Genomic DNA, 25,631 nt, shown 5'->3' with positions numbered 1-25,631 from the left:
GCTGATATGCAAATAATGTATGTTTGCGGGGTAATCTATTCTCCTGATGAATACTAAACTGATTATGACTATATCTGCTGCCTTTTTAGCAGCTATTGGCATCGCATTAATTTTTGCAGCAGACGATATCATAGCTGTTTTTGTTGCAGAGCCGAGTGAAGTATTAAGAATAACCGCCCAGTTATTAGGCGCAACCTATTTCGGTTTTGCTATACTCAACTGGATGGCAAAAGGAGCGATAATCGGCGGCATTTATAACAAGCCTTTAGTAATGGCCAACTTCGCCCAATTCTTTATTGGCGGGGCTATGCTGGTTAAATCAGTATTACGCAATCAGCAACTACCTGCTGGCTTATTTATACTGGCCGGTATTTATGTGGTGATGGCTTCGCTGTTTGCCTTTATCATGTTCAGGCATCCGGATAATCGAACAGCTTAACCTTTTGCTTTTTTACTGTCAGCGTAACCAAATACCCGCTGCATGAGCGTAGTTGAGCGAGCAGATAGGTTTTGGCGTATATTCAGTTCCTCTTTGGCTATCTCCACAAACAAACCTTCAATAGCTTTTTGGGTGACATAGTCGCTCAAGTCGGGGTTGAGCTTGGTAACCAGCGGAACTTTATTGTAGGCCGTAACCGCATCTCCATAATAGCGGGTTGCGCCTACTTTGGTAAGGCTATTTTGTATCACCGGCTTAAACTTGGCCGCAAGCTGGTTAATGGTAGTGCGCTTAAAGTATTGGGTAGCCGCATCCTTTTCACCAAATAAAATATTGGTGGCATCCTGTAAGGTAAGCTGCTTTATAGCGTTGATAAAAATGGGCTTCGCTTCTTTCGCAGCGTCTTCAGCGGCGCGGTTAAGGGAGAGTATCACATTATCGCAAAGCGAATTTAATCCTATCGAGCGTAAGGTTTTCTCTGCCTTTTGAGCTTCGGGCGGAAAAGCCAGCTTAATTAGCGCGTTGCCGAAAAAGCCATTTTGAGCGGATAGCTCTTCAGAACTCTTGGTAGTGCCCTGCTCAAGCGCTTGCTTTAGTCCCGAAGCTATTTCAAAAGCTGACGGATTGCCGATTGTTTGCCCGGCAGTTTGCGCTACCTGGTTCAAAGTATCGCAGCCGGATATAACGGACATGCCAATAAGTGCAGGGATGATAAGTAACACCTTTTTCATACCTGATTAAACCTGCTTAACGGCAAAAGGTTTATTAAATATATTTTACTGCAGTGAATACGATAGCAGCAATAAGGGCTGAAATAGGGATAGTAATGATCCAGGCCCATACCAGGTTAAGCGTAACACCCCAGCGTACAGCCGACACGCGTTTGGTTAAGCCCACACCGATAATAGAACCGGTTATGGTATGCGTGGTTGATACCGGTATGCCCAGGTTTTCCGTAATAAATAAGGTAACAGCGCCCGCGGTTTCAGCACTTACACCCTCAAGCGGGGTAACCTTGGTAATTTTACTACCCATGGTTTTCACAATTTTCCAACCACCCGACAGCGTACCTAAGGCGATGGCACTGTAACAGGCTACCGGGATCCAGGTTGGCATTGGGTCGCCGTTTTGTATTACCTGCGATGAAAACAGGGCTACATAAATAATACCCATTACCTTTTGCGCATCATTACCGCCATGTGCAAAACTTAACGCGGCCGATGATATCAGCTGCCCTGTTCTGAACCAGCGTTCGGCAGAGGCAGGGCGTGCATTTTTGCAGATGTACAGAATAATAATGGTAATAACATAGGCTATAAATAAACCTATAAATGGCGCTAAAAATATATACGCAACAGTTTTAAGCACGACGGATGTATTAACTGCCTTAAAAGCGTTTACCCCTAAAAAGGCAGCGTTCGTCATACCCGCGCCGGCGAAACCGCCAATCAGCGTGTGCGACGAGCTTGAAGGGATACCAAACCACCAGGTAATCAGGTTCCAGGTAATAGCGGCAACTAAACCGGCTAATACTACCTTCATGGTAATAAACTCTTCGAGTACGGTTTTGGCAACGGTGTTGGCTACTTCAAAGTTGCCCCCGTGAAAGCCAAAATATCTTACTGCGATAAAGGCAAGAAAGTTAAACAAAGCCGCCCAAAGCACCGCCTGAAAAGGCGTTAATACTTTGGTTGATACAATGGTAGCAATAGAGTTTGCGGCATCATGAAAACCATTTATAAAATCGAATATAATTGCCAGGCAAATTACAACTACAAGCAGGGTGGTAACCATGTATCTGTGGAATAAAAATATATTGCTTACGCGTTTTTAACTAAGATGGATTCCATTACATTGGCCGCATCCTCGCACATATCTGTCGCGGTTTCAAGCGCAGCGTATATCTCTTTGTACTTAATCAGGTTTATCGCGTCCTTTTCGTACAAAAACAAGTCGCCCACGGCACGGTCAAACACATAATCGGCCTGGTTTTCAACACTGTTTATGCGGATGCACGAGTCGGCAATGTTGCGTACGTTCTTCAGGTCACGCAATTCTTTAACGGCCTTTTCCAAATCTATACTGGCTTGCAGAATAAGCTCCGATAATTTTTTGATCGGCTCGTTGATGTTATCAACGTTGTACAACATCATGCGGTTAGCCGCGCCCTGTATATAATCGGCAACGTCATCAATAGCGGTGGCCAGGGAGTGAATATCTTCACGGTCAAACGGGGTAATGAAATTCTTGCCCAGCTCCAGGTAAATCTGGTGGGTAATTTCGTCGCCCTTGTTCTCAAGTTTGTCTATCTGCTTGAACAGCTCTTCGCGGGTATTGGAATTAGCCGAATTAACTGCCTCAACCAAAACGGTAGCCATAGCAACCACGTTGCTTGATGCTTGCTCAAATAAAGGGAAAAATACTTTTTTATCCTTTGGGACAAAGTACTGGAAGATACTGTTTAATGACATCGTTGCTTATTAATGGTGCAAAGGTAATCCGGATATGTTAAGTTAATGTTAACTTTTTAACACAGGTATGCCGGCGATGTTGATTTGTTGCTTAGCTTTCTGTAATGTAAACCCAAAAGTTGAGCCTAAACCCTCGGTGCTCCGTACGTTAATGGTTTGATCATGCGCTTCTACAATATGCTTTACAATGGCTAAACCCAGGCCTGAACCGCCAATTTGCCTGGAGCGGCTGCTGTCGGTACGGAAAAAGCGCTCGAACAGGCGGGGCAGGTATTTCTCTTCGATGCCGATGCCGTCGTCGGTTATTTCAACCAAAACCTGGTCATGCAGCTCAAACAAACTGATACCGGTAGTGCCGCCCTCTTTACCATACTTCAGCGAGTTATCAATAAGGTTGGTAAGCACCTGGGTTATCTTCTGCTTGTCGGCATTCACCATGATCGACTCATCATATTTTTCCTTAAAAACCAGTTTAATGTGATGCTTTTTGGCTTTCATCTCCAGGTTTTCAAGCACTTCTTTTATCAGATCATTTATCTTGAATTTGGTGTAATTAATGGCGATCTGCCCGGTCTCCAGCTTTGATATTTCGTCCAAATCCTTAATCAGGAAACTTAAACGCTCCACGTTGCGTGCCGCTTTTTGAAGAAACTCGCGGGCCATATCCTTGTCCTCAAAATCATCATCCTCAATGGCATCAATATAACCCTGAATGGCAAACAGCGGGGTTTTAAACTCGTGCGATATGTTCGATAAAAATTCGCGCCTGAATTTTTCCTGCGCACGCAACACCTCTATCTCGCCTTTTTTTTGGTTAGCCCATTCCTTCACTTCCTGCTGAACATCGCTTATCGGGTCGGCAGATACATGCTCGCCGAGGGCGTCGCGCAGGTCGCGGCCAAGCTTCAGGTTATGTATCTGTTTGTATATCAGCTTAATTTTGGAGTAGATATACTTTTCTATAAGGTAATAGAAAATAATATAGCTGATGATAAAAGTAGCCGAAAAGGTTACCAAAACGGCATGCAAGCTTTGCTGAAAGTAATAGTTGGCAATTGACAAGGTTACCGCCACAGCAAAGGCGTTTATAAAAACCAGTACCCGTAATTTCATAGCATAAAGTTACGGTTTTTGCCTGGGTGTTAATGGCTTATTTAGCGGTTTCTATATCAATGTTGATGGTTACCTCGTCGCTCAGAGTCATGCTGCTGCCGCCGACGTTAAAATCTTTACGGTTTATTTTAAAGCTGCCTTTGTATTGCGCCTTGTCGCCGTTAGTGGTATAAGTAAATGGTATTTCAACCGGCTTGGTGGTTCCTTTTATGGTAAGGTTAAACTTACCCAGGTAGCCGCTGCCCTTTTTTTGTATCGAAGTTGATTTAATGTTGATAGTTGGATAATTAGCGACATCAAAAAACTTGGTGCCTTTCAGGTGCTCGTCGCGCGTTTCGTTATCCGAGTTCACGGTATTCACATCAACTATGGCTTCAATGCTGCTGCCGCCCAATTGCGCAGGGTTGAAACTGATGTTAGCTTTTACACCGGTGAATTTACCGGTTGTGTTTATCCCCAGGTTTTTTACCTCGTAAGTAAGTGACGAGCGAGTTATCGCCGTTTGCGCTTGCGTGTTATAGCCGGTAAAAGCTATAAATAATATGACGATACTTTTAAGCAGGTTGGTGTATGCGGTTTTCAATGATGCGAATAACGGCAACAAATGGTTACCCAATACAATTGCGTTTGTAAAAAGATGGTTATTTAACAAAGATGATATACAATTGCTTGCAAATGTGGTAAGCCGCAAAAGCGAAGAACAGCCAGGCAATACTGCTGTTAATTACCCGTGTGCTTAACGCAAACTTACTTTGAATGTATTGCGCGAACTTTGCATACAGGTACAAGCACAAAAACGAACCCAAAGCCGAGCCGATACTGAAGATAACCAGCGCGAAGTTCCCATCCAATATCCACTCATGGGTGATAACGTAGGTGCCGGTAACCATCCAGAAAGGAATTTGCATGGGGTTTAAAAAACCAAGCATAATACCGTACCTGATACTGGCGTGGTTGGAGTATTTTGTCTTAGGCGGATTGTTGCGCCCCATCCACGTATAAATACCAAGGGTGCCAAAAAGCACAACCATCACCCAATCAATCATAGTATCCAGGTGTGCCTGCTCCGAAAGCCACTTAGCGCCGTGCATGATCACGAAGGTAAAAAAGAACTCCACCACCGAAAATGCTGTGATAAACTGCAGCGCATGCCGCATACCGCGGTTAATGGTGATTTGTACTAAGGTAAGGTTAATGTTACCGGGCGGAATGTAACCGATAAAATTGGCTATCAGCCCGATAAAAAAGGTCAGGAATATCATTCGTCCCGTTGGTTTGCTTTGAAATAACGGCGAAGATACTAATCCCGACCTAAAGATGACACATGTCTCATCAATAACGAAGTAATATGCCTTCGGCTTATTTCTTCAACCCTATCTCTCTTAACCGCTCATCCAGGTACTCGCCCGCGGTAATATCCGTATACAGCTTAGGGTGCTCCGCATCGATGCATGATTCAAGGCTGGTCAGGTCCATATCTGATTTTGGGTGCAGAAAGAAGGGCACGGAAAAACGTGACGTTTTCATCAATTCACGCGGCGGGTTAACCACCCGGTGCGTGGTTGATTTGAGTTTGTTGTTCGTTAGCCTTTGCAGCATGTCGCCCACATTTACTACCAGGTCTTCACCGTGTGCCTTTACCGGGTACCAGCTGCCCTCGCGGGTGAGCACTTCCAATCCGTCGGCACTGGCGCCAATCAGCAGGGTAATGAGGTTAATATCTTCATGCGCGCCGGCACGTACCGCATCATCAGGTATAGCGTCCGGGTCAGCAATAGGGAAGTAGTGCAGCGTACGCAATATGCTGTTACCGTTATGTACTTTATCGTCAAAATAATTCTCCGGCAGGTTTAGATATACCGCTATAGCACGCAGCAGTTGCTTGCCAATAGCTTCCAGCTTTTTATATATCTCCAGGGTTACGGCGTTAAACTCCGGTAATTCCTCCACCTGTACATTGTCAGGATAAATATCTTTCACCGGGTCGTTATCTTCAACGGTTTGGCCTATCTGCCAAAATTCCTTCAGGTCGGGCTTGGTAAACCCTTTGGCGGTTTCTTTCTGCTTGCCGGTATAGCCGCGCTGGCCTGCCAGGCCTGGTATTTCGTACTTTTCTTTCACGTTGTCGGGCATGGCAAACAGCGCTTTAACCTGCTCATACAGGCGCTCAATAAGTTGTTTGCTCAAGCCGTGATTGGTTACGGTAACAAAGCCGGTTTCGTTAAAGGCGCGGCCAATATCCTGCGAAAATTGCTGGCGTTGCTCGGCCGAGCCGTTTGTATAATTGATCAGGTCAAGCCTGGGTATATTTACAATGCTCATATTGCAGATGCTTATTATTTGTGTTTGCTATATATAAAGTTACAAAATTACACTTAGCCCGTTTATTACACGGGTATGTTTATAATTAATAATAACGGTTTAAACGTTTTCGGGTTTGCATCGTCAATAACAGTACAAAGGCGTTAGCCGTTTATCAATTATACAGTTATGAAGATGTTTAACAAAATATGGGGCTTAGGTATCATGATGCTGATTCTGGCATTTGCCTCACCAAATAAAAGCTATGCTCAGGGTTACGTTACCGACCAGGAGTTTTACGATGGCCTTGAGCCTTATGGTACCTGGGTGTACGACCCTGACTATGGTAACGTTTGGGTGCCCGATGTTGATGAAGGATTTCAGCCTTACGCTACACGCGGCCATTGGGCAATGACCTCATACGGCAACACCTGGGTGTCCGACTATGACTGGGGCTGGGCGCCTTTCCACTACGGTCGCTGGCGTTTTGACAATTACTATGGCTGGGTGTGGATACCAGGTTATGAATGGGCACCTGCATGGGTAGCATGGCGCCAGGGTGGTGGTTATTATGGCTGGGCCCCGCTATCGCCGGGTATAAACATTAACGTGTCATTCGGCAACTATAATATTCCGGATAACTACTGGGTATGCGCGCCTCAGGCTTACATCACCAGCCCTAATATCTATAACTATTACGTGCCTTATAACCGCAGGGTAACTATTATTAACCGCACCACTTATATTAATAATACCTATGTATATAATAACAGAAGGTATTACAGCGGGCCGCGTGCTAATGATGTTGAGCGTATTACAGGCAGGCCGGTGCGTATATATAACATCAACAATAGCGGCCGCCCTGAACGGACAGGTATACGCGATAATAGTGTAAATATTTATCGCCCCGCTGTTCGCAGGGTTGAAAATGCGAGGCCTGCCAGGGTTATAGATGGAGCGGCTTACCAGCGCGAAAACCCGAATCAGCGTATTGCCGACAGATCAGCAGGCATTAGCCGTGGTAACGCCGACCGCCTGGCAAGGGTTGCCCGCAGCGAAAAACCTGACAATAACCTGGTTAGGGTTAACGAGAACAGGACTGAAAGCCGTGCCGCACGCCGTAACGAACAGATACGCAACCGTACGAACGATAACAACAATGGTGATGCTGTAAGAAGTAACGTAAACCGCCGCGACCAGCAATTAGGTGGCCGTGAAAGCACCGATGATAATAACACACGTGTAAGGCCACAACGTGATGGCGATGTACGCAATAACGATCGCAGCCAGCGTGATGTTCAGCGTCAGCAACGCGATCAGCAGGCCGATCAATCACGCCAGCAGCAACAAGGGCAAATGCGCCAACAACGTGATGTGCAACGTCAACAACGTGATCAACAAGCAGATCAATCACGCCAGCAGCAACAAGGGCAAATGCGCCAACAACGTGATGCGCAACGTCAGCAACGCGATCAGCAGGCAGATCAATCACGCCAGCAGCAACAGGAGCAAATGCGCCAGCAACAACAGGAACAAATGCGCCAGCAACAAGATGAACAACGTCGCCAACAGGCCGATCAGCAACGCCAGCAACAACAGGAACAAATGCGCCAGCAGCGTGATCAGCAAAGGCAACAACAAGACGAACAGCGTCGCCAACAGGCCGATCAGCAACGCCAGCAACAACAGGAACAAATGCGCCAGCAACGCGATCAGCAAAGGCAGCAGCAGGAGGAGCAGCGTCGTCAGCAAGCCGATCAGCAACGCCAGCAGCAGCAGGAGCAAGCTCGGCAACAGGCTGACCAACAACGTCAGCAGCAACAAGAGCAAATGCGTCAGCAACGCGATCAGCAAAGACAGCAACAACAAGAACAACGCCAGCAACAGCGCGATGAACAACGCGGCAGCAGGGGCGGCGGTCGCCCGGGCCGTAACTGATTATAACAAAATCGTTATCTTAATATTAGATGGTAAGGACAATTGCATAAAGTAATTGTCCTTACTTTTATACCATGATTGCTATCCTACGATATAACATACTGCTATTGCTGCTGTGCTGTGCAAGCCTGGCATGTAATGCCCAGGGCAAACGCGCCGTTGATAATGATGCAACAAGCATCAACTTTATTGAAAACTCCTGGAGCGAAGCTTTAAAACAAGCGGCCAGGCAGGATAAATATATTTTTGTAGATGCTTACGCCGTTTGGTGCGGACCCTGCAAAATGCTTAAACGTACTACGTTTAAGGACAAAGAAGTAGCCGACTTTTTTAATAAGAACTTCATTAATGTTGCGATGGATATGGAAAAAGGGCAGGGGCCCGAGTTAGGTTCGCAATGGGCGCTTGAGGGTTATCCTACATTGCTTATCTTCAATTCAAAAGGCAAACGCGTTTTGCATACCGTTGGATTTATTGAGCCGGGTGAGTTATTACGTTTCGCCAAACAGGCTTTGGCAGCCAAGTAAATAAAAAAAGGCCGATAACACTCTCGCAGTATCTCGGCCTTACATCTACCTATGAAAAACAAACCCTCTGAGAAGGGTATTATTATATATCCAAAAGTGATGCCAAGGCCGGAGACGAACTTATTTCAATATGTAATTAAGTTTAATTTACGCCGAAATATGTTTTAACGTGTATTTTTTACCCCAATACGCGAGGAGTATTTTCCCCACATGGGAAAAACGGTAACAGCGGAGACAAGATATTATATTAAATACACCGCATCCGCCTCATTTGTTTCATTTAATCGCACATCTACATGCTCTTTTATCACTGTAGATAATGCGATTCCTGAAAAATCAGTAGTTACCGGAAAACTTTTATGGTTGCGGTCAATTAAAATTACGCTGCGTATCTTCTTTAAAGGCACATTTAAAAATACACCTAACCCGTAAGCCAGGGTTTTACCGCTGTTAAGCACATCATCAACAATAATGATCACTTTATCGCGGCAGTCCTCTATATCAAAATCTGTTTTGGCCTGCAGGGTTGTGCTTTGTTTATCAATATCAATGTTCAGCAAACGGCTTTTAAAAGGCGCCTTTTCGTCCAGTATGGCTTTTATTCGTTCCGCTATAATATTGCCGCGGGGTAAAATGCCCGCTATCATGATCTCTTCCTCGTCAAAATTATCTTCCAATACCTGGTAGGCAATCCTGTCTATCTTCTGCTGTATTTGCTGGCTGTTTAGTATCAGCAATTTTTTTTCGGGCATGGCGGCAGCTTTTTATTGATTTACGGAGCTAATATAAATGCTTTACTCCTTACTATACGGAAAGAAAACAAAATTGGCACCCTCAGGCACTATGGCAAAAACGCACATAAAATCGTGCGGGTTTTTAAAGCTATCTATAAAACGCTGCTTTAATTCTTTTTTGATTACCCCCTTTTCAATAAATTCCTCCAAGGTCGACGCGTTGATGGTCCACTCCGAATTAAGCTCATTGCGGTCAAGTATCACCTCGCCCAGTTTAACATCGTGCTGGTGGGCAATAAATATCGGGTAAGCCGACAGGCCTTCAACCATAATTTCAACCGCTACCTCACGTATGGATTCACTGAAGAATTTCAGATCGACCTCCAGACTAACCAGCGGACTCTGCTTTTTCTTCTCCGCACCGTTCTCATTCAACAGATCTTCAGGGTTCATATATTTTGAAATTATAAAATCTAAATACTAATCTCTGACTACTCATCACCAACCACTAATCTCTCAACCTTAACAACACCACATTCTCTACGTGCTGGGTGTGCGGAAACATATCCACCGGTTGAATTTTCGCTAGGTCATACTTTTCCTTAAGCACCACCAGGTCACGGGCTTGAGTGGCGGCGTTGCAGCTTACATAAACAATTTTGGGCGCTTCAATTTCCATCAGTCGGACCACTACATCCGGGTGCATGCCCGCGCGTGGTGGGTCGGTTATAACTACTTCCGGTTTGCCATGTTCAGCCACAAATTCGGCCGATAGCACATCCTTCATGTCACCTGCATAAAACTTGGTGTTGCTGATGTTGTTTATCTGCGAATTGATCTTAGCATCCTCAATGGCCGAGGGCACATACTCAACACCAACCACCTCGCGCACATGGCCCGCCACAAAGTTAGCGATGGTGCCTGCGCCGGTATACAAGTCATACACCAGTTCGTCGCCTTTAAATCCAGCAAAATCGCGGGTTATCTCGTATAATTTTAATGCCTGTATAGAGTTGGTTTGGTAGAATGATTTTGGTCCGATGCGGAACTTTATTACCCCGTTTGGCGATGGCATCTCCTCGTAAATATATTCAGGCCCTTTAAAGGCAACTACCTCCTGGTCAAAAATAGTATCGTTCTTTTTATGGTTGATGATGTACAGCAACGAGGTGATCTGCGGGAATTCTACATCAATAAAACCCATCAGTTTTTGCACTTCGTCATCAGTAGCATAGGCAAAAACTACCACCACCATCACCTCGCCGGTTGATGAGGTGCGCACGATCAGGTTGCGCAACGCGCCGGTGTGTTGTTTCAGATCGTAAAAGCTATAACCATGCTGCTTTACAAAATCGCGGATGCTATTGCGCAAGGCGTTTGATGGTTCGGCCTGGAGGTAGCAATGTTCTACATCCAGTATCTTATCAAAACGGCCGGGGATGTGGAAACCCAGGGCGTTCATATCCAGTTGCTGGTCGTCGCGGTTTTCGCCGTCGTACAACCAGCGCTTATTAGAAAAAGTGAATTCCAGTTTATTGCGGTAATATTTATCAGCGGGTGAAGCCACAATAGGCATAATGCCGCTTGCATCCAACTTAGCTAAACGACTAATGGCATCAGCTACTGATTTTTGTTTGAAGGTGAGCTGGGCATCATACGTCATGTGCTGCCATTTACAGCCACCACAGGTGCCAAAGTGCTCGCAAAAAGCCTGAACACGGTGTTCGGATGCTTTTTTTAGCGCTGTGATACGACCCTCGCCAAAATTCTTTTTGCTTTTAAAAACGGTTACGTCGGCCACATCGCCGGGGATAGCTTTATCCACAAACAACACAAAATCATCGGCCTTGCCTACACCTTTGCCTTCTTCGGCAATATCAATTATAGCTACGTTCTCAAAGAACTTACTTTTTTTTGCACCTCTGCTCATCAGGCTGCAAAGTTAAGCCAATTATTTAAAATGAGCTACATATCACACTCGGGCACAGTTTGAATATATAAGCTGCCGCCGATAGTAAAGCGATACAGCCAGATAGATACGGAAATTACAGCCGCATAAATTAAAATGATACTGCTGAATAATTCATCCTGAACCACAGGTTTATTAGGTTCAATAATATAAAATGGCAGGCATGTTAATGCAATGCCGGCAATGGTAAGCCACGATTTGGCAACTACACTCCGTATTTTGTAATGAGAAAGGACGGCAGTGCAAACCAGTAAAACCAGGAAGCTTGGAATGGACCAGATCAATCCGGCAAGGGCTCCCATAAGGTAAACAAATACAAAGTCGGATGCGCCTTCTGACGGCATGATGTTGAATAGTAGTATAAATATTGGCGAGAGCAGCGCTCCGGTCAGCCAAACTTGCGAGGCATATTTTAAACTGTAAAACATAATGATGTTAAGCGAATTGTACAAAGCCTGATGTATGGGTTATACTCTTGATGGTTTTTGCATATTTATACCGGAGTTTTCTAAAGTAAGCTACAAAGCCTACGCCGCCTGCCCTGAATAACTTTCGGTGCGCCATCCAAACCGTAATGATAGTGGCGTAGTAAAATACTTTGTATGCTATAGGACGCCATGCCTTTGAAAAAGTTGATTTATTAGCGAATATCATATCCAACCGCTCGGTTTGAAAAGTGATATGATAAGCCTCATCAATCAAAATATCGGTACAGATTTCCTTTAACAGCGGGCAGTTGGTGGCATTTTTTAATGCCTGATAAAATATTTGCGCGGTGCTTTCAACCGTAATAACCGCCAACGTCCACATCTCCATGCTGGTATTTAGGTGCCTCGCGAAGCGAAAAAGCGAGTCGCCCCAGTTATGTTTGATGCGCGGCAGATCGAGCACATCAAGATACTTGCCCAGGTTATTGCCATGCTTTTGTTCTTCTTTAATAAATAGTTTGATAGCCTCCAGGTACGCCGGATCATTTGTTTTATCGGCATAACGTGTTGCGGCGGCTATGAGTTGTTTGCCTTCAGACGTTTCGCCAAGCTGCCAGGCCTGTAGCGAAGGCAGTATATGATCAATTTCTTTAAGACTTATCAAAGGGAGCTGCTCCCAATTAATACGGTGCTGCGTGGCGTTTGCCCTGAAATGCGCTACCCAATAATTGCTTGTGTGCATGTTTTTGTATTGTAGTTAGGATGATTGATGTTGTTTGTAAAACCCGGCGGCAATGGCCGCCGGGCGGAGTGATAAGGTTAGGTTGAGATATGTTTACTGGTTATCCCAGTTTATTTTGCGCGAGAAATACATGAGTATAGCGATGATGGCAAATAAGGTTACACTGCCAACCAGTAAGGCAAGGTCTTCCAGTTGGATGATGACGAAAACAAATACATAAAACACGCTGAGTATAAAGGTTAGTAAACCCGCTACTTTCCTGTTTTTTAATAATGATGCTATAAACCAGGATATCAACCCTACTGTAGCTACTGCCGCTATCGCATATGAAATATTGAAGCCTACCTGCTCTGCAAATGATAGCAGCAGTATATAGAACACTACCATGGCCGCCCCAACCAACAAGTAATTAAAGGTGTGGATGACTGTACGTGTAATAATTTCGGTAAGAAATAGCGCCACAAAGGTTAACAGTATAATCAGGATGGCATATTTACTGCTACGCATGGTTTTTTGATAATCATCAACTGGGATGATCATTTTTACACCGAATGATGACTCGCTAACTTTTTGTTTGTTGGCAAATACATTATCAACGTTTATCCATTGCTGCGGAAAGGTTTGGCCCAGATTTAGGGTATGCCAGCTAGCCGTAAAACCACTGGTATCAACATTGCGACTATCCGCAGCAACCGAACCATCAAAAGACGGCGAATTCCAGTTACCCGATATACGGGCTGTAGTCGCTTTTCCTAACGGTAGAAATTGAAGTTCGTTACTGCCTTTTATCTGCAGGTTGTAATTGAACTTTCCGCTCTTTTCTAATAATTCGGTTGCATTGAAAGCGGCCTGCATCGTGTTTTCAAAAAGGGTATCGTTAAAAGCGGGGCGGGCGGTTATTTTTTGAGCATTGATATTAATCTCGGGGAGGCTTTTTAAGCCCTTAGTGTCACTAAGCCCAAACAGTAAGTAAGCTCGCTCGGGCAATAGTTGCGCCGGCGATATCTGCATGCCGGTAAGGTCAATTTTTCCAAAATCGCCGTTTACATTTACGTCAGCATTATATACGGCAGCATAAAATATGCCTTTGTGTAGTTTTTGTGATTTTGTATCTGCCTTATAGTTCAGGTGTTCAGGCAGTATATACAGCTTACCAATGGTTTCGCGTACGTTCACCTGTTTAAAGGTATCTACATATTTTTCGTACGAACGGTAAGGAATAACCAATACCGGCCCGTTAATGAGTTGGCTGCCCGACCATTGGTTTGATATTTCATCCAAAACCTGCTGGTTGCGGTTCTGTCGTTCTTCAATAAGGTTTTGTACAAAGATTGACGGGATAAGCAGCACCAGCGTAAGTACACCCAAAATAACTGCCTTGATAGTGCTGGATAATTTTTGCCATACCGGCATAAATGATTGATTTTCTGAGTTCATGATATTTTAATTAAAAGTACTTTTTATTTCAAAGTGGATACACAAAAAAAATTACATCCCTTTTTGCAACCTGATCAACTGTTCAAGCGCGTTTAAATGTTGCTCAAATGCTTGTTTTCCTTTTTTGGTAGCTTCATAATTTGTGTTTGGCTTTCGGCCTACGAAGGTTTTGTTCACTAATATATATTCGTCCTTCTCCAAAGCTTTAAGGTGCGATGCCAGATTACCGTCCGTAATGCCCAACAGCTCTTTAAGCGAGTTGAAGTCATAACGTTCGTTAGCCATCAACACACTCATTATCTGCAGCCTTACGCGGTTCTCAAAAGCCTTGTCAAGTTTCTCGAAAGGATTATTACCCGTCATACTTAAAATACATTATGCTGCCGTAAATAATATGCAGCACGCCAAAACCTATCGCCCAAAACAACAAACCATATCCTGGCAGCAGGGCGGCAATTAAACCAAGGGTAATTTCCAGCAAACCCAGGTATTTTACGTCGCCAAAAGTATAATTACTTGCGCTAACTAAGGCCAGACCATAAAAAATTAGTGTTGCAGGTGCTATAAAGCCTATGAAACCTCTGCTAAGCAGTATCAAACAAAACAACCCGCCGGCAACAAGCGGTATCGCTAAATGGATCAGCAAATTTCTGCTGGTTTTACCCCACGCTTTTTGCCCTTTACGCTTTGCCTTACGTTTAGTTAAATAAGCACCTGTTAATAAAGATGCGGCCAAAACCAGCATGGCTACGATAAATAAGGGCCTGATTACTGAATCTGCTTCATCTGCAAAATACCCTGCAACAGGGGAGTCAGATTGGTAATAACCAACTTGGTTGGCATACGCAATGTAATAATAAGCGAGTGCCGCCCCTATCAAAGCATACACTCCCGCCATTACACCTGACAGGCCGCTTAGCGATATAAATTTTGATGATCGCTCCATTAAACTACGTATAGAGCTCAGCTCATCATGCAATTCCTTTTCTTTCACTGGAAAGTACTTTTATTTTCAAAGTAAAGAATTAATAATTTACCCTGCAAATTTTTCGAGAAAAAAATAAAGCCCCATTTGAGGCTTCTATATACTATTTATCGGCAGTTACCGGCAAAGGTTGCACCAGGCTACGCAGCAGGTGCCTTACCTCGTGATGGTTACGCAGGTAAAAACGCGCCGCCGATATATTACTGCCCACTTTTACGGTAAGCGAATTATCGGGCAGGGCTTTAAATATGTCCTCATCGGTATGGTCATCGCCAAGGGCCATAATAAAATCGTAATCCTTGTTATGCAGCATGGCTGATGTTGCCTTGCCTTTATTAATTTCCATATTCTTGATCTCCACCACCTTGTTTCCGGGCAGCAGTTGCAAGCCACGATCGTTAATAAGGTAACGCAGGTTGTTCATCAGCTCGTTGGTGCGCAATTCGCCCAGGCCTTTTTCTACCTTGCGATAATGCCATACCAGCGAGTAATTTTTTTCTTCGATAAACGCGCCCGGCGTACGGTCAACATACATTTCCAGCAGCGGGTATACGTCCTGTTTCCATTGGTCGTTAAGGCCGGGTATGCTCTCCCACTCGCCGTTCTTCTTCATCCAGGCGCCATGTTCGGCAATCAGGGTAAGCCTGGTATGGCCAAACCATTCTTCCAGGCAATCATAACCCCGTCCGCTCACCAGTACAATATGGTTGGCAGGGTCGGCACTCAGGTCATCAAGCAGGGCATATAGTTCGTCATCGGGTTTGGCGGCATTAATGTCTGATTTAAAGCCAACCAGCGTACCATCGTAATCCAAAAAAATTACCCGGTTTTGTGTTTTGCTGTATATCTTTTTAATGGCCTGCTCAGTAACATCCGTAATATGGCGCGAGCGCATGGATTGCTGCATTTGCTTAACCTCTTTAATACTTTCCATAAATATGCGTACCCAATGTTTAATATTAAATTTCGATACCACCTGGCGCATCAGTTTCATGCGGCGGCGCTGTTCAAACACCGGCATATTCAAAGCCTTAACCATGGCTTTAGCCATTGAATTGATGTTGCTTGGATTAACAATTATGGCATCAATCAGCTCTTTGGAAGCGCCTGCCATTTCGCTTAAAATTAATACGCCGGTTTCCTGCGTGCGACTGGCAACGTACTCTTTACTAACCAGGTTCATACCATCGCGCATAGGCGTAACCAGGCATATATCGGCTGTATGGTATAATGCCGATAACGTTTCAATAGGGAAGGCACGATAAAAATAATTCACCGGGCTCCAGTCTATCGTACGGTGGCGGGCATTGATATCGCCTACCTTACGGTCAATATTTTGTTTTAATTCTTTGTATTGTGGCACGCCATCGCGCGAGGGCACTACAATCATGTGCAGCACTACTTTTTCGCGATATTCTGGATGGGCTTCCAGCAGCATTTCAAATGCTTGCAAGCGCTGCAGTATGCCTTTACTGTAGTCGAGCCGGTCAATACAAAGTATGAGCTTCTTGTCCTTAAAAGTTTCTTTCAGATGTTCGGCTTCCTGCTTAACACGCTCGGTTGTAGTTAGCGCGGCATACTTTTCATCATCAATACCCATCGGGAACGATTCTACCACTACCGGGCGGTCGTCAACCGTAATAATATTTGATGATGAATTATAAGGCAACAACCGGGTAGCGGCATTAATAAAATGGCTGGCATCATCAAAGGTATGAAAGCCCACGAGGTCGGCGCCCAGCATGCCCTCAATCAGTTCACTCCGCCATGGTATAAGCCTGAACATCTCAAACGAGGGGAACGGGATATGCAAAAAGAAACCTATAGAGATGTCCGGCTGCTCAGCCCGTATCAAACCGGGTAACAACAAAAGTTGATAATCGTGTATCCAGATGGTATCTCCCGGCTCGGCAATCTGCATTACGGCAGCCATAAACTTTTTATTTACGGCGCTGTAATATTCCCAGTTGCTTTGCTTGTAGTTTGAATAAGTTGATGCGTAGTAGTGAAAGATCGGCCAGAGTATCTCGTTCGAAAAACCCTCGTAGTAACCGGAGATCTCGTCAGCGCTTAAAAAAACCGGCACCAGGCTCTTTTCGGCCAGCTTTTGCTTAACCTGTTCCTGCTGGGCTTCGTCGGCCACTTCAATGCCCGGCCATCCCAGCCAAACGTTATCTCCCGACCGGTAAACAGAGCCTAACCCGGTGGCAAGGCCACCCTCGCTTGTTACAATATTAAAGCCGCCATCATCCGCATATATCTTTACAGGCAACCTGTTTGAAACAATGATTGTTTTACTCATAAGTAGTATGTTTTAACGTGCAAAAGCCATAAAATAGCCTTTTTTAGCCACATTTAAAAATGTAACTAACAATTAAACCGTTGTTGAGTTATACACTACTAAAGGAAAAAGAATGAAAGAAGTTTTAGAAAATTGGTCTGATAACATGCCCTCGTGGCTATGGAATATACTGATAACTATTACGGCGGTAATCATCGGCCTTATTATAAAGCTGATTATAAAATCAATACTTAACTTCTACAAAAACCGAAATGATTATTCGCTTTTCCGTAGCATTATTGTGCACACCGGCAGGCCCATGAACCACTTTGTGCCGTTGCTGGTACTCAACCTTATGCTGCCGCTGATGGATATGCAAAAGCGTTTTTACATACCGTTCAGCCGTTTTATAGAGATATCGCTCATTATTTCGTTCGCGGTGCTGCTGGTTAGCTCAATCAAGGTTTTTGAAGATTACATGTATCATGTATACGACTTAAACAAAGAGGATAACCTGAAAGAGCGTAAAATACGCACCCAGCTGCAGTTCATACGGAGAATATTGGTGACTTTTATAGTGTTGGTAGCAGTTGCCGTGGTGTTACTGAGTTTTGATAACGTACGTAAAATTGGCGCCGGTTTACTTACGGGTGTCGGCATTGGTGGTATTATTATAGGTTTCGCCGCACAAAAATCATTAGCGAATTTTTTGGCCGGATTTCAAATTGCTTTTACCCAACCCCTGCGTATTGACGACGTGCTGGTGGTAGAGGGCGAATGGGGCCGTGTAGAGGATATTACTTTAACCTATGTAGTGTTAAACATTTGGGATCAGCGCAGGTTGATTTTGCCGATTAACTATTTTATTGAAAAACCTTTTCAAAACTGGACGCGCACCACATCGCAAATATTAGGCACCGTTTTTTTATATCTGGATTATAATACACCGGTTGATGCCATCAGGGCAGAGTTTGACCGTTTGCTTGATGCAACTAAGCTTTGGGATAAACGGGTTAAAGTAATACAGGTTACCGATGCCAAGGAGAATACCATCGAGATACGGGCCTTGATGAGTGCGCGCAATTCATCGCAGGCGTTTGACCTGCGTTGCTACATTCGCGAAAACCTGATCAACTTTTTAAGAGATAATTACCCGGAAAGCCTGCCGCTGCAACGGGTAATGCTTAGCCACGAGGATAATTTTAAACAGGATAAGGACACCACAGGCCTGCCGGCTTAGGTATTTAACGCCTGCTGCATTTTAACAGGCGGGTTTAATTGCTGCGCGTTTTTATCCGTATTTCGCTTGCGTAAAAAGTATAAATGCAGGCCGCCTATCAGCAGGGCGGCAATACCTTCGGCCAAAAGCGTATTTTGCGCGTTGATGTATTGCGATACCGTACCGATCAGCAAACCGCCTATCGGCTGCAGGCCGAATAAAACCATAGCATAAAAGCTGATCACGCGGCCCCGCATATCCGGACTAACCGTAGTTTGTATCACCGTGTTACTGATGGTAACCTGCGACATCATACCGAAGCCGCTGATCATGGCAAACACCAGCGCGACCGGGTAAATTTCCTCATGCGAGAAAAGCGCGAGCCCTGCGCCCAAAACTAATGTGTTAATAGCCAGTATCAATTTTAGATTACTGCCCGGTTTTAATGATGCCAGGAAGATAGCCCCGGCAAATGCTCCCAGCCCGATAACACTATCTATAACGCCAAAGGTTGATGCCGTCCCTTTAAAAATATCGCGCGCGTAAACCGGTATTAGGGTACTGAAAGGCAGCACCAGAACACTCATTAAACAAAGCATCAGCAGTATAAAACCTATGGATGGTGTATTTTTAATGTAGGTAAAGCCTTCCTTCAGATCGGCCACCACATCCTTGCCATGCGGTTTAGGCTGGTATTTAGGTAATCGCATAGCTAATAATGAACCTATTACGGCTATAAAGCTTAACGTATTAAGGCCAAAACAAACATCCTCACCAAATTTTTCTATCAGCAAACCTGCAATGCCCGGCCCTATCAACCGCGACAGGTTTACCATAGATGAATTGAGCGCCAAAGCATTAGGCAGGTGTTCTTTATTATCGATCATCTCATACACCAGCGATTGCCGGGCAGGTACATCAAAGGCATTTATAATGCCCAGCACCACGCTCAATGAGATGATCTGCCAAACCTCGTATTGCTTAAAGTAAACCAGCAGGGTAAGCAGCAAGGCCTGCACCATTGAGGCAATTTGCGTAATAAGCAATACCTTATAACGGTCATACCTATCGGCTACAACACCGCCTAAAAAGGAGAGTATAAATGAGGGGAACAAGCTGGCGAACATGGTTACACCCAGCATAAATTCAGAATGTGTTAAGGCGTATACTACCCAGCTTACAGCCGTTTTCTGCATCCAGGTACCAATTAGCGAGAATGATTGGCCAAAAAAGAAAAGCCTGTAGTTGCGGCTTTTAAAAGCGTTGAAAGTACTAATGTTCATCTAATTTCCGTCGCCTCTGTTTTATTTAATTTTATTCGTGTTCAATAATCTTTTTAAGCAAGCTTAGTGCATTGTTCAGCGATGCCCGGTCTTCTGGTGTACACAAATCACTTATAGCCGTATACAGCCACTCCTCCCGCTCGTTACGTACCCGGTAAAGCACCTCACGCCCGGCATCAGACAAGGATATAATTACTTTACGCTTATCGGTTTGTGATGGCTCACGGTTAATATATCCCAACTCAAAAAGGTGGTTCAATATCTGCGACATGGATTGCGTAGTGATCTTTTCCATGGAGGCAAGTTTACTGGGCAGCAACTGTCCATGCTGATCGAGCAAGGCAATGGTAGAACGTTCAGTCAACGACAGCTTTTCGCCTGTTGACGATTGCTTACGCAGCTTTTTTACCAATCGGGTGGTTGTTTCGCGCAGTTGTGCTGCCAGTTGCCTAGTATTCTTGTCCATATAATTATAAGCCTAACTTGTAAGTTTACCTTACAAAATTACATCTTGTTTAACAATCTATTGTCATGTACATTTCATAACAGATCACAAAAAATTATGCCACCAAGGCCATGCAATTACATTAATTGGTAATTTAGTTAAATGAAATTAGCAGAGCTAACTAACTACCTGGAAAGCCTTGCGCCGCTGGCTTACCAGGAAGACTATGACAATGCAGGCCTTATTGTAGGCAAGCCGGATAAGGAAGTACACCAGGCCCTGATATCGTTGGATTGTACCGAGGCCGTGGTTGATGAGGCGATCAGCGCCGATTGCCAGGTAATTATATCGCACCACCCCATCGTGTTTAAAGGATTGAAAAAATTTAACGGCCGAACCTATGTAGAGCGTGTAGTTGAAAAAGCCATTAAACACGATATTGCTATTTACGCTATCCACACCAACCTGGATAACATAACCGGGGGCGTAAACGCTAAAATATGCGAAATGTTAGGTTTAAAGAATACCCGCATACTTGCCCCTAAAAACGGGTTGCTTAAAAAGCTGGTTACCTACGTACCCGTTAACGACGCCGAGCGCGTAAAGAATGCCCTATTTGACGCGGGTGCAGGTAACATCGGCAATTACAGCGAATGCAGCTTTGGCACCGAAGGCACAGGAACCTTTAAAGGTAATGATGATACTAACCCTTATGTTGGCACGCCCGGCACACGCCACCATGAAGCTGAGTTGCGGATAGAAACCGTTTACCCCGCCAACCTGGAAAGCAAAATATTAATGGCCCTGGTTTTAAACCACCCCTATGAGGAAGTGGCGTACGATCTGTATACGCTCAGTAATCAGCACAATCAAATTGGCTCAGGCATGATAGGCGAGCTTGATATGGCTTTGAGTGAGCACGACTTTTTAAAGATGCTGAAAGAAAACATGCTTACCGGCGTTATAAAACACACCCAACTGCGCGGTCGTGATGTTAAAAAGGTAGCGGTTTGCGGTGGATCCGGAGGTTTTTTGTTAAAACAGGCCATAGCCGCCGGCGCAGATGTTTTTGTGACAGCTGATTATAAATACCATGAGTTTTTTGATGCCGATGGCAAGATAGTAATAGCGGATATCGGACATTTTGAAAGTGAGCAATTTACGCAGCAATTATTGTTTGAAATTATTCAGAAAAAATTCGCTACCTTTGCCGTCCGTTTAACAACGATAAATACGAACCCCGTCAAATATTTTATTTAATGGAACAAACCGTTGAACAAAAGCTGAAAGCTTTATACGAACTTCAGACAATACATACTAAAATTGATAGAATACGCCAGGTGCGCGGTGAATTACCTGTTGAGGTAGCCGACCTGGAAGATGATGTTGCCGGTTTGGAAACCCGCATCCAAAAGCTTAAATACGAGCTTGATGATGTGGAGGACGAAATCGTTAACCGTAAAAACCTGATCAAAGATGCTCAGGCCAACATCAAAAAATACGAAGCGCAACTTAATGATGTTAAGAACAACCGTGAGTATGATGCTATCTCAAAAGAGATCGAGATACAAGGCCTTGACATACAGGTAAGCGAGAAAAAAATACGTGAATTTGGTTTTGAGATCAGCAACAAAACCCAGGTTTACGAGAAAGCACTTGCCGACCTTGAGGCACGTAAAGCCGACCTTGACGCTAAAAAAGCGGAACTGGGTACCATTACCGCCGAAACTGAAAAAGAAGAGAACGAACTGATTAGCCAGGCTGAAAAAGCTCTTCCTAATATTGAAGAGCGTTTACTCACTGCTTACAACCGCCTGCGCAAAAACGCTAAGAACGGTTTGGCTGTGGTAACCATTCAGCGCGATTCATGCTCAGGCTGCTTTAACCAGATCCCGCCTCAGCGCCAGTCTGATATCCGCCAGCGCAAAAAGATCATCGTTTGCGAGCATTGCGGCCGTATCCTGGTTGATGAGCAAATGGCTTTAGAAGCAGAAGAAGCATAAATTGCTGTTTAGATATTAAAATGAAAAGCGCCCTCGAGGCGCTTTTTTTTGTTTCTGTCTTTTCGACGAAGGAGGAATCTGTCGCGATAATTGGCAAAGAATAGGTTCCCCCTCGAACTCGTTCGGAATACAGATAAACAGCGTTCAACAATATAGCAAGCACAAACCGCAAATAAGCTCAATTACCGGCATCAGTAATGCCCGGAGTAGCACAAGCCCTGCCGAAGCATAAACTTTCACCGGGCAGGACGTAGCCGGCGACTTTTGCTTCTTTTGTTCGCACAAAAGAAGTTTATGATAGGAATGAAGTCGTGCTAAGCTATTCTCAAAACAAACTCGTTTGCTTTCCATTTTTTGGTGTAAAAAGCGAATAATCAAAAGGCGGCATCTCCCGGCCGGCCATAAAACGGTTGCAGGCCATGCGGAACATCTGATGTATGGATTCAGCTATCTTGCCATCACCGCTCATACGGCGGCCAAAGTTACTGTCGTTCAGTTGTCCCTCGTGGCAGGAGCGAATCATATTCAGCACCTTTTCGGCACGGTCGGGGAAAGCTTTCTGTATCCAATCGGTAAAAATCTCAGCAATGCTGCCGTTTAGCCGCACAACCGTAAACCCGGCAGATACTGCGCCACGGTCAGCAGCGGCTTTAATAATATTGGGTATCTCATTGCTATTTAACCCCGGAATTATTGGCGCGGCCATTACCCGTACCGGTACGTTTATTTGTGATAATTTTTGAATAACCGCCAGCCTGCCTGTGGCGGTTACCGTACGTGGTTCCAGCTTTTGCCGCAAGTCTTCTTTTAGCGAGGTGATAGATACATTAACATGCACCAGGTTATGCTTGGCCATTTCGGCCAGTATATCCATATCGCGTAGTATCAGATTATTTTTAGTGATAAAGCTTACCGGGTTGCGGTACTTTAGGAATACCTCGAGCAGGCGGCGTGTTATGCCTAACCTACGCTCAATGGGTTGGTAACAATCAGTATTGCCGGATAATACAATGCATACCGGCTCATAATTCTTTTTATTAAAGTATTGTTCCAGCAATTCAGGCGCATTTCGTTTTACGATGATCTTGCGCTCAAAGTCAAGCCCGGCGCTAAAGCCATAATACTCGTGGCTATTGCGCGCGTAGCAATATATGCAGCCATGTTCGCATCCCTGGTACGGGTTAATGGAGTGCATGTGGCTAAGGTCCGGGCTGTTTGATTCGCTTACTATCTTTTTCGGCGTTTCCTCGTACAATTGCGTCGCCGTGTTCCCTAGCAAAGGCTCATCAAGCCCTTCAACATGTTCAAGTACGTATTTACTTTTTAAAAATTTGTTGTGCGTGTTTACCTGTGCGCCTCTTCCCTTAAAAAAATCCTGATTATCCTGATATGCCATTGTACAAATTTGCTAATTTAATTAGCAAATCACAACTCGATCATCTTATTTTTTATGGCGTATAATACAAGCCCTACGCGGCTCTTAATCTGCAACTTTTCAAAAAGCTGATCGCGGTAGCCATCAACAGTGCGTACACTCACGCACATCTGGTCGGCAATTTCCTTGTAGGTTAACTCGGTACCTGCCAGGCGTAAAAATTCAAGCTCACGGTTGTTAAGCTTAACGTTGGCAGCCGCCTCATTAAAGTTATTGATTAGGTGTTTGGTAACAAAATCAGGGTAATAAACCTCACCTTCGGCAACACGTTTCAGCGCCGTTTCAAACTCGGCGGGCTCGGCGTCTTTCAGTAAATAACCTTTAACGCCTAATTTTACCATCGCAAGCACCTTTTCTGCATCCTCAAACATAGATAGAACGATAACGCACACATCCGGATAATTAGTACGCAGCCACTTGGCAGTTTCTATGCCGTCCATTACGGGCATATTGATATCCAGCAGAACGATCTCGGGTTTGTTTTTGGGCGATATTTTACGGGTAAGTTCTTCACCGTTGCCTGCCTCAAACAATATGCTAAAGCCCGGCAGGTTATTTATCATTGAAACAATGCCGCTTCTAAAAAGCCTGTGGTCATCAACCAGCGCGATCCGGATAGGTTCGGTTAACATATTTTTGTTCTGCTAAGGGGTCAAGCGTTATTTTTATAGAGCAACCGTTGCCGGGTTTACTTTCGAGCGCAGCATGGCCGCCTATAATAGCCGCCCTGTTCCCGATATTTTTTAAGCCCGAGCCGCCACTGTCATTCAGCTTCTCGGCCAGCAAAAAACCGTCTCCATCGTCTTCAATGCTCAAAATAAACAGATTTGTTGTATAATTCAAACCAATATTCAAATTTTGCGCCCTTGAATACTTGAGAGAGTTATTGATCGCTTCCTGAAATATACGGAATAATACCAACTCGCGCTCCGGGCCTAAGGTATAAGGCTCTCCCTCGATGTTAAAAGCGGTTTGGATTAGTCCGCTTTTTTCTAATCGCTCAAGTTCCGCGTTTATAGAATCTTTGAGGCCGATAGCCTTTATTCTTTCAAAGCTCAGGCTTTTTGAAAGATCGCGCAGGTCGCTTATCGCCTGGGCAATGAGTTCGCGGTTATCATCAATTTTTTTATGCCGCTGCTCGTCATCCAGGGTTTTAAGAGATGATAATGAAAGTTTTACAAATGACAGCACCTGGCCAATATTGTCATGTATCTCACGACTGATGTGGTTAAGCGTTTGTTCCTGCACCTCCACTTGCGCTTTCAGCATTTCCTCGTTAAACTGCAGGCGCATCAGTGAGCGCTCGGTAACATAAGCATTATGCTTGCGCTGATAAAAGAACATAAAGCCGACGATAAAGATACCCATCAGCAAAAGCAGAATGGTACCGACTATGATGAGTATGAGATTTTCTTGCGACTGAAACATAAGAAAGATACTGCCAGGCAAGAATACAAAATAAAATTGGCCATATTAGATATCACCATCCATAATTCAAAGTAATAATAACTTCTGCGGGATACCATATAAGAGAAAGCACAAAAGAAACAAAACTCAAGCAAGCAAAAAAACAGTAAGCCTGTATTAACCCAAAAATCGGGCATGTTGATAAGCGATATATGTTCGTCTGTTTGTTGCTGCATTAAATGGTAAAAGTACATACACACCAGCGTTATCAATGTAATATATTGTATAATGATACCGACGGTAGCGAGGTTCCAAAAGCCTTGAATAAAAGCAATATCGATTGCTGTAAATGCTATTACGGCGAAGTTGACTTTCGTAACCGTACGTTTTAAGGATGGTGGCAGTAATCCGGCTATAAAAAAACTGTAAAAAATGAATTCAATAATAATTACATAATTACTTACCCACGCGTTG

Annotated in this window: 27 protein-coding genes; 6 read left to right on the top strand and 21 right to left on the bottom strand. The window is 44.4% G+C overall.

The window, feature by feature from the left end; genetic code table 11:
• Positions 1 to 46 precede the first annotated feature (46 nt).
• On the top strand, positions 47 to 439 hold the full coding sequence (locus tag ABD960_RS19515; RefSeq protein WP_345333939.1) for a hypothetical protein: 393 nt from the start codon (positions 47 to 49) through the stop codon (positions 437 to 439).
• On the opposite strand, the gene ABD960_RS19510 is transcribed toward ABD960_RS19515, so the two are convergent.
• The 7 genes from ABD960_RS19510 to ABD960_RS19480 form a co-directional block, all read right to left on the bottom strand.
• Entirely contained in the window at positions 436 to 1,170 is a 735-nt protein-coding gene (locus ABD960_RS19510) for a DUF4197 domain-containing protein (RefSeq protein ID WP_345333937.1), read from the bottom strand. The two genes, ABD960_RS19515 and ABD960_RS19510, sit on opposite strands and share 4 nt — an antisense overlap.
• A gap of 34 nt (positions 1,171 to 1,204) precedes the next feature.
• Complete coding sequence (locus ABD960_RS19505) at positions 1,205 to 2,233, bottom strand: inorganic phosphate transporter (protein ID WP_345333935.1); 1,029 nt, start codon at positions 2,231 to 2,233, stop codon at positions 1,205 to 1,207.
• Positions 2,234 to 2,259: 26 nt separating this feature from the next.
• Positions 2,260 to 2,910, bottom strand: a complete 651-nt coding sequence (locus tag ABD960_RS19500; RefSeq protein WP_345333933.1) for a DUF47 domain-containing protein — start codon at positions 2,908 to 2,910, stop codon at positions 2,260 to 2,262.
• 48 nt (positions 2,911 to 2,958) lie between these two features.
• Entirely contained in the window at positions 2,959 to 4,023 is a 1,065-nt protein-coding gene (locus ABD960_RS19495; protein WP_345333931.1) for a sensor histidine kinase, read from the bottom strand.
• Positions 4,024 to 4,060: 37 nt separating this feature from the next.
• Positions 4,061 to 4,606, bottom strand: a complete 546-nt coding sequence (locus ABD960_RS19490; protein ID WP_345333929.1) for a YceI family protein — start codon at positions 4,604 to 4,606, stop codon at positions 4,061 to 4,063.
• A 58-nt stretch (positions 4,607 to 4,664) separates the two neighbouring features.
• Positions 4,665 to 5,285 (bottom strand): LysE family translocator, encoded by a 621-nt coding sequence (locus tag ABD960_RS19485; RefSeq protein WP_345333927.1) that lies wholly within the window; start codon positions 5,283 to 5,285, stop codon positions 4,665 to 4,667.
• A gap of 97 nt (positions 5,286 to 5,382) precedes the next feature.
• Complete coding sequence (locus ABD960_RS19480; RefSeq protein WP_345333925.1) at positions 5,383 to 6,345, bottom strand: isopenicillin N synthase family dioxygenase; 963 nt, start codon at positions 6,343 to 6,345, stop codon at positions 5,383 to 5,385.
• Positions 6,346 to 6,513: 168 nt separating this feature from the next.
• Between ABD960_RS19480 and ABD960_RS19475 the strand changes: the two genes are divergently transcribed.
• Positions 6,514 to 8,262: a DUF6600 domain-containing protein gene (locus ABD960_RS19475; protein ID WP_345333923.1), complete on the top strand. Its 1,749-nt coding sequence runs from the start codon at positions 6,514 to 6,516 to the stop codon at positions 8,260 to 8,262.
• Positions 8,263 to 8,336: 74 nt separating this feature from the next.
• Complete coding sequence (locus tag ABD960_RS19470) at positions 8,337 to 8,789, top strand: thioredoxin family protein (RefSeq protein WP_345333921.1); 453 nt, start codon at positions 8,337 to 8,339, stop codon at positions 8,787 to 8,789.
• Between the two features lie 242 nt (positions 8,790 to 9,031).
• Here ABD960_RS19470 and ABD960_RS19465 read toward each other — a convergent pair whose 3' ends face one another.
• The 9 genes from ABD960_RS19465 to ABD960_RS19425 all read right to left on the bottom strand — a co-directional run bounded on the left by ABD960_RS19465 (position 9,032) and on the right by ABD960_RS19425 (position 17,386).
• A complete protein-coding gene (locus tag ABD960_RS19465) occupies positions 9,032 to 9,541 on the bottom strand; it encodes a phosphoribosyltransferase family protein (protein WP_345333919.1) in 510 nt (169 codons plus the stop codon).
• Between the two features lie 42 nt (positions 9,542 to 9,583).
• Positions 9,584 to 9,976, bottom strand: coding sequence for a hypothetical protein (locus ABD960_RS19460; RefSeq protein ID WP_345333917.1), 393 nt, complete (start codon positions 9,974 to 9,976; stop codon positions 9,584 to 9,586).
• A gap of 55 nt (positions 9,977 to 10,031) precedes the next feature.
• Positions 10,032 to 11,453: a 23S rRNA (uracil(1939)-C(5))-methyltransferase RlmD gene (rlmD, locus tag ABD960_RS19455; protein WP_345333915.1), complete on the bottom strand. Its 1,422-nt coding sequence runs from the start codon at positions 11,451 to 11,453 to the stop codon at positions 10,032 to 10,034.
• Positions 11,454 to 11,488: 35 nt separating this feature from the next.
• Positions 11,489 to 11,920: a hypothetical protein gene (locus ABD960_RS19450; RefSeq protein ID WP_345333913.1), complete on the bottom strand. Its 432-nt coding sequence runs from the start codon at positions 11,918 to 11,920 to the stop codon at positions 11,489 to 11,491.
• A 7-nt stretch (positions 11,921 to 11,927) separates the two neighbouring features.
• Complete coding sequence (locus tag ABD960_RS19445; protein ID WP_345333911.1) at positions 11,928 to 12,662, bottom strand: ferritin-like domain-containing protein; 735 nt, start codon at positions 12,660 to 12,662, stop codon at positions 11,928 to 11,930.
• Between the two features lie 93 nt (positions 12,663 to 12,755).
• Complete coding sequence (gene creD, locus ABD960_RS19440) at positions 12,756 to 14,099, bottom strand: cell envelope integrity protein CreD (RefSeq protein ID WP_345333909.1); 1,344 nt, start codon at positions 14,097 to 14,099, stop codon at positions 12,756 to 12,758.
• A gap of 51 nt (positions 14,100 to 14,150) precedes the next feature.
• Positions 14,151 to 14,462 carry a winged helix-turn-helix domain-containing protein gene (locus ABD960_RS19435; protein ID WP_232177831.1) on the bottom strand — a complete coding sequence of 104 codons (312 nt, stop codon included), beginning with the start codon at positions 14,460 to 14,462 and terminating at the stop codon, positions 14,151 to 14,153.
• Positions 14,452 to 15,093 (bottom strand): hypothetical protein, encoded by a 642-nt coding sequence (locus ABD960_RS19430; RefSeq protein WP_345333905.1) that lies wholly within the window; start codon positions 15,091 to 15,093, stop codon positions 14,452 to 14,454. Before ABD960_RS19430 ends, ABD960_RS19435 begins: the two co-directional genes overlap by 11 nt.
• Positions 15,094 to 15,187: 94 nt before the next feature.
• Entirely contained in the window at positions 15,188 to 17,386 is a 2,199-nt protein-coding gene (locus ABD960_RS19425; RefSeq protein ID WP_345333903.1) for a bifunctional alpha,alpha-trehalose-phosphate synthase (UDP-forming)/trehalose-phosphatase, read from the bottom strand.
• A gap of 112 nt (positions 17,387 to 17,498) precedes the next feature.
• Here ABD960_RS19425 and ABD960_RS19420 point away from each other — a divergent pair, with 112 nt between their 5' ends.
• Positions 17,499 to 18,605, top strand: a complete 1,107-nt coding sequence (locus tag ABD960_RS19420) for a mechanosensitive ion channel family protein (RefSeq protein WP_345333901.1) — start codon at positions 17,499 to 17,501, stop codon at positions 18,603 to 18,605.
• Here ABD960_RS19420 and ABD960_RS19415 read toward each other — a convergent pair.
• Together ABD960_RS19415 and ABD960_RS19410 are read right to left on the bottom strand one after the other, a co-directional pair.
• Entirely contained in the window at positions 18,602 to 19,867 is a 1,266-nt protein-coding gene (locus ABD960_RS19415) for an MFS transporter (protein WP_345333899.1), read from the bottom strand. The genes ABD960_RS19420 and ABD960_RS19415 overlap by 4 nt on opposite strands.
• Positions 19,868 to 19,898: 31 nt before the next feature.
• The gene (locus ABD960_RS19410; protein ID WP_345333897.1) at positions 19,899 to 20,333 is read right to left on the bottom strand and encodes a MarR family winged helix-turn-helix transcriptional regulator; all 435 of its coding nucleotides are present in this window, start codon (positions 20,331 to 20,333) and stop codon (positions 19,899 to 19,901) included.
• A 141-nt stretch (positions 20,334 to 20,474) separates the two neighbouring features.
• On the opposite strand from ABD960_RS19410, the gene ABD960_RS19405 reads away from it, so the two are divergent.
• Together ABD960_RS19405 and ABD960_RS19400 are read left to right on the top strand one after the other, a co-directional pair.
• A complete protein-coding gene (locus ABD960_RS19405) occupies positions 20,475 to 21,572 on the top strand; it encodes a Nif3-like dinuclear metal center hexameric protein (protein WP_345333895.1) in 1,098 nt (365 codons plus the stop codon).
• A complete protein-coding gene (locus ABD960_RS19400; protein WP_345333893.1) occupies positions 21,572 to 22,315 on the top strand; it encodes a zinc ribbon domain-containing protein in 744 nt (247 codons plus the stop codon). Before ABD960_RS19405 ends, ABD960_RS19400 begins: the two co-directional genes overlap by 1 nt.
• Positions 22,316 to 22,640: 325 nt before the next feature.
• Here the strand turns inward: ABD960_RS19400 and ABD960_RS19395 are convergent, their stop codons facing one another.
• From ABD960_RS19395 to ABD960_RS19385, 3 genes are read right to left on the bottom strand one after another with little or no spacing between them, the layout of a single operon-like run.
• A complete protein-coding gene (locus ABD960_RS19395; RefSeq protein WP_345333891.1) occupies positions 22,641 to 23,711 on the bottom strand; it encodes a PA0069 family radical SAM protein in 1,071 nt (356 codons plus the stop codon).
• Positions 23,712 to 23,740: 29 nt separating this feature from the next.
• Complete coding sequence (locus ABD960_RS19390; protein WP_345333889.1) at positions 23,741 to 24,382, bottom strand: response regulator transcription factor; 642 nt, start codon at positions 24,380 to 24,382, stop codon at positions 23,741 to 23,743.
• Positions 24,348 to 25,178 carry a sensor histidine kinase gene (locus ABD960_RS19385; RefSeq protein WP_345333887.1) on the bottom strand — a complete coding sequence of 277 codons (831 nt, stop codon included), beginning with the start codon at positions 25,176 to 25,178 and terminating at the stop codon, positions 24,348 to 24,350. Before ABD960_RS19385 ends, ABD960_RS19390 begins: the two co-directional genes overlap by 35 nt.
• Between the last annotated feature and the right edge of the window lie 453 nt (positions 25,179 to 25,631).

It is taken from the genome of Mucilaginibacter defluvii, assembly GCF_039543225.1.
Lineage (GTDB): Bacteria > Bacteroidota > Bacteroidia > Sphingobacteriales > Sphingobacteriaceae > Mucilaginibacter > Mucilaginibacter defluvii.
This window is presented reverse-complemented; position numbering and strand designations above follow the sequence as displayed.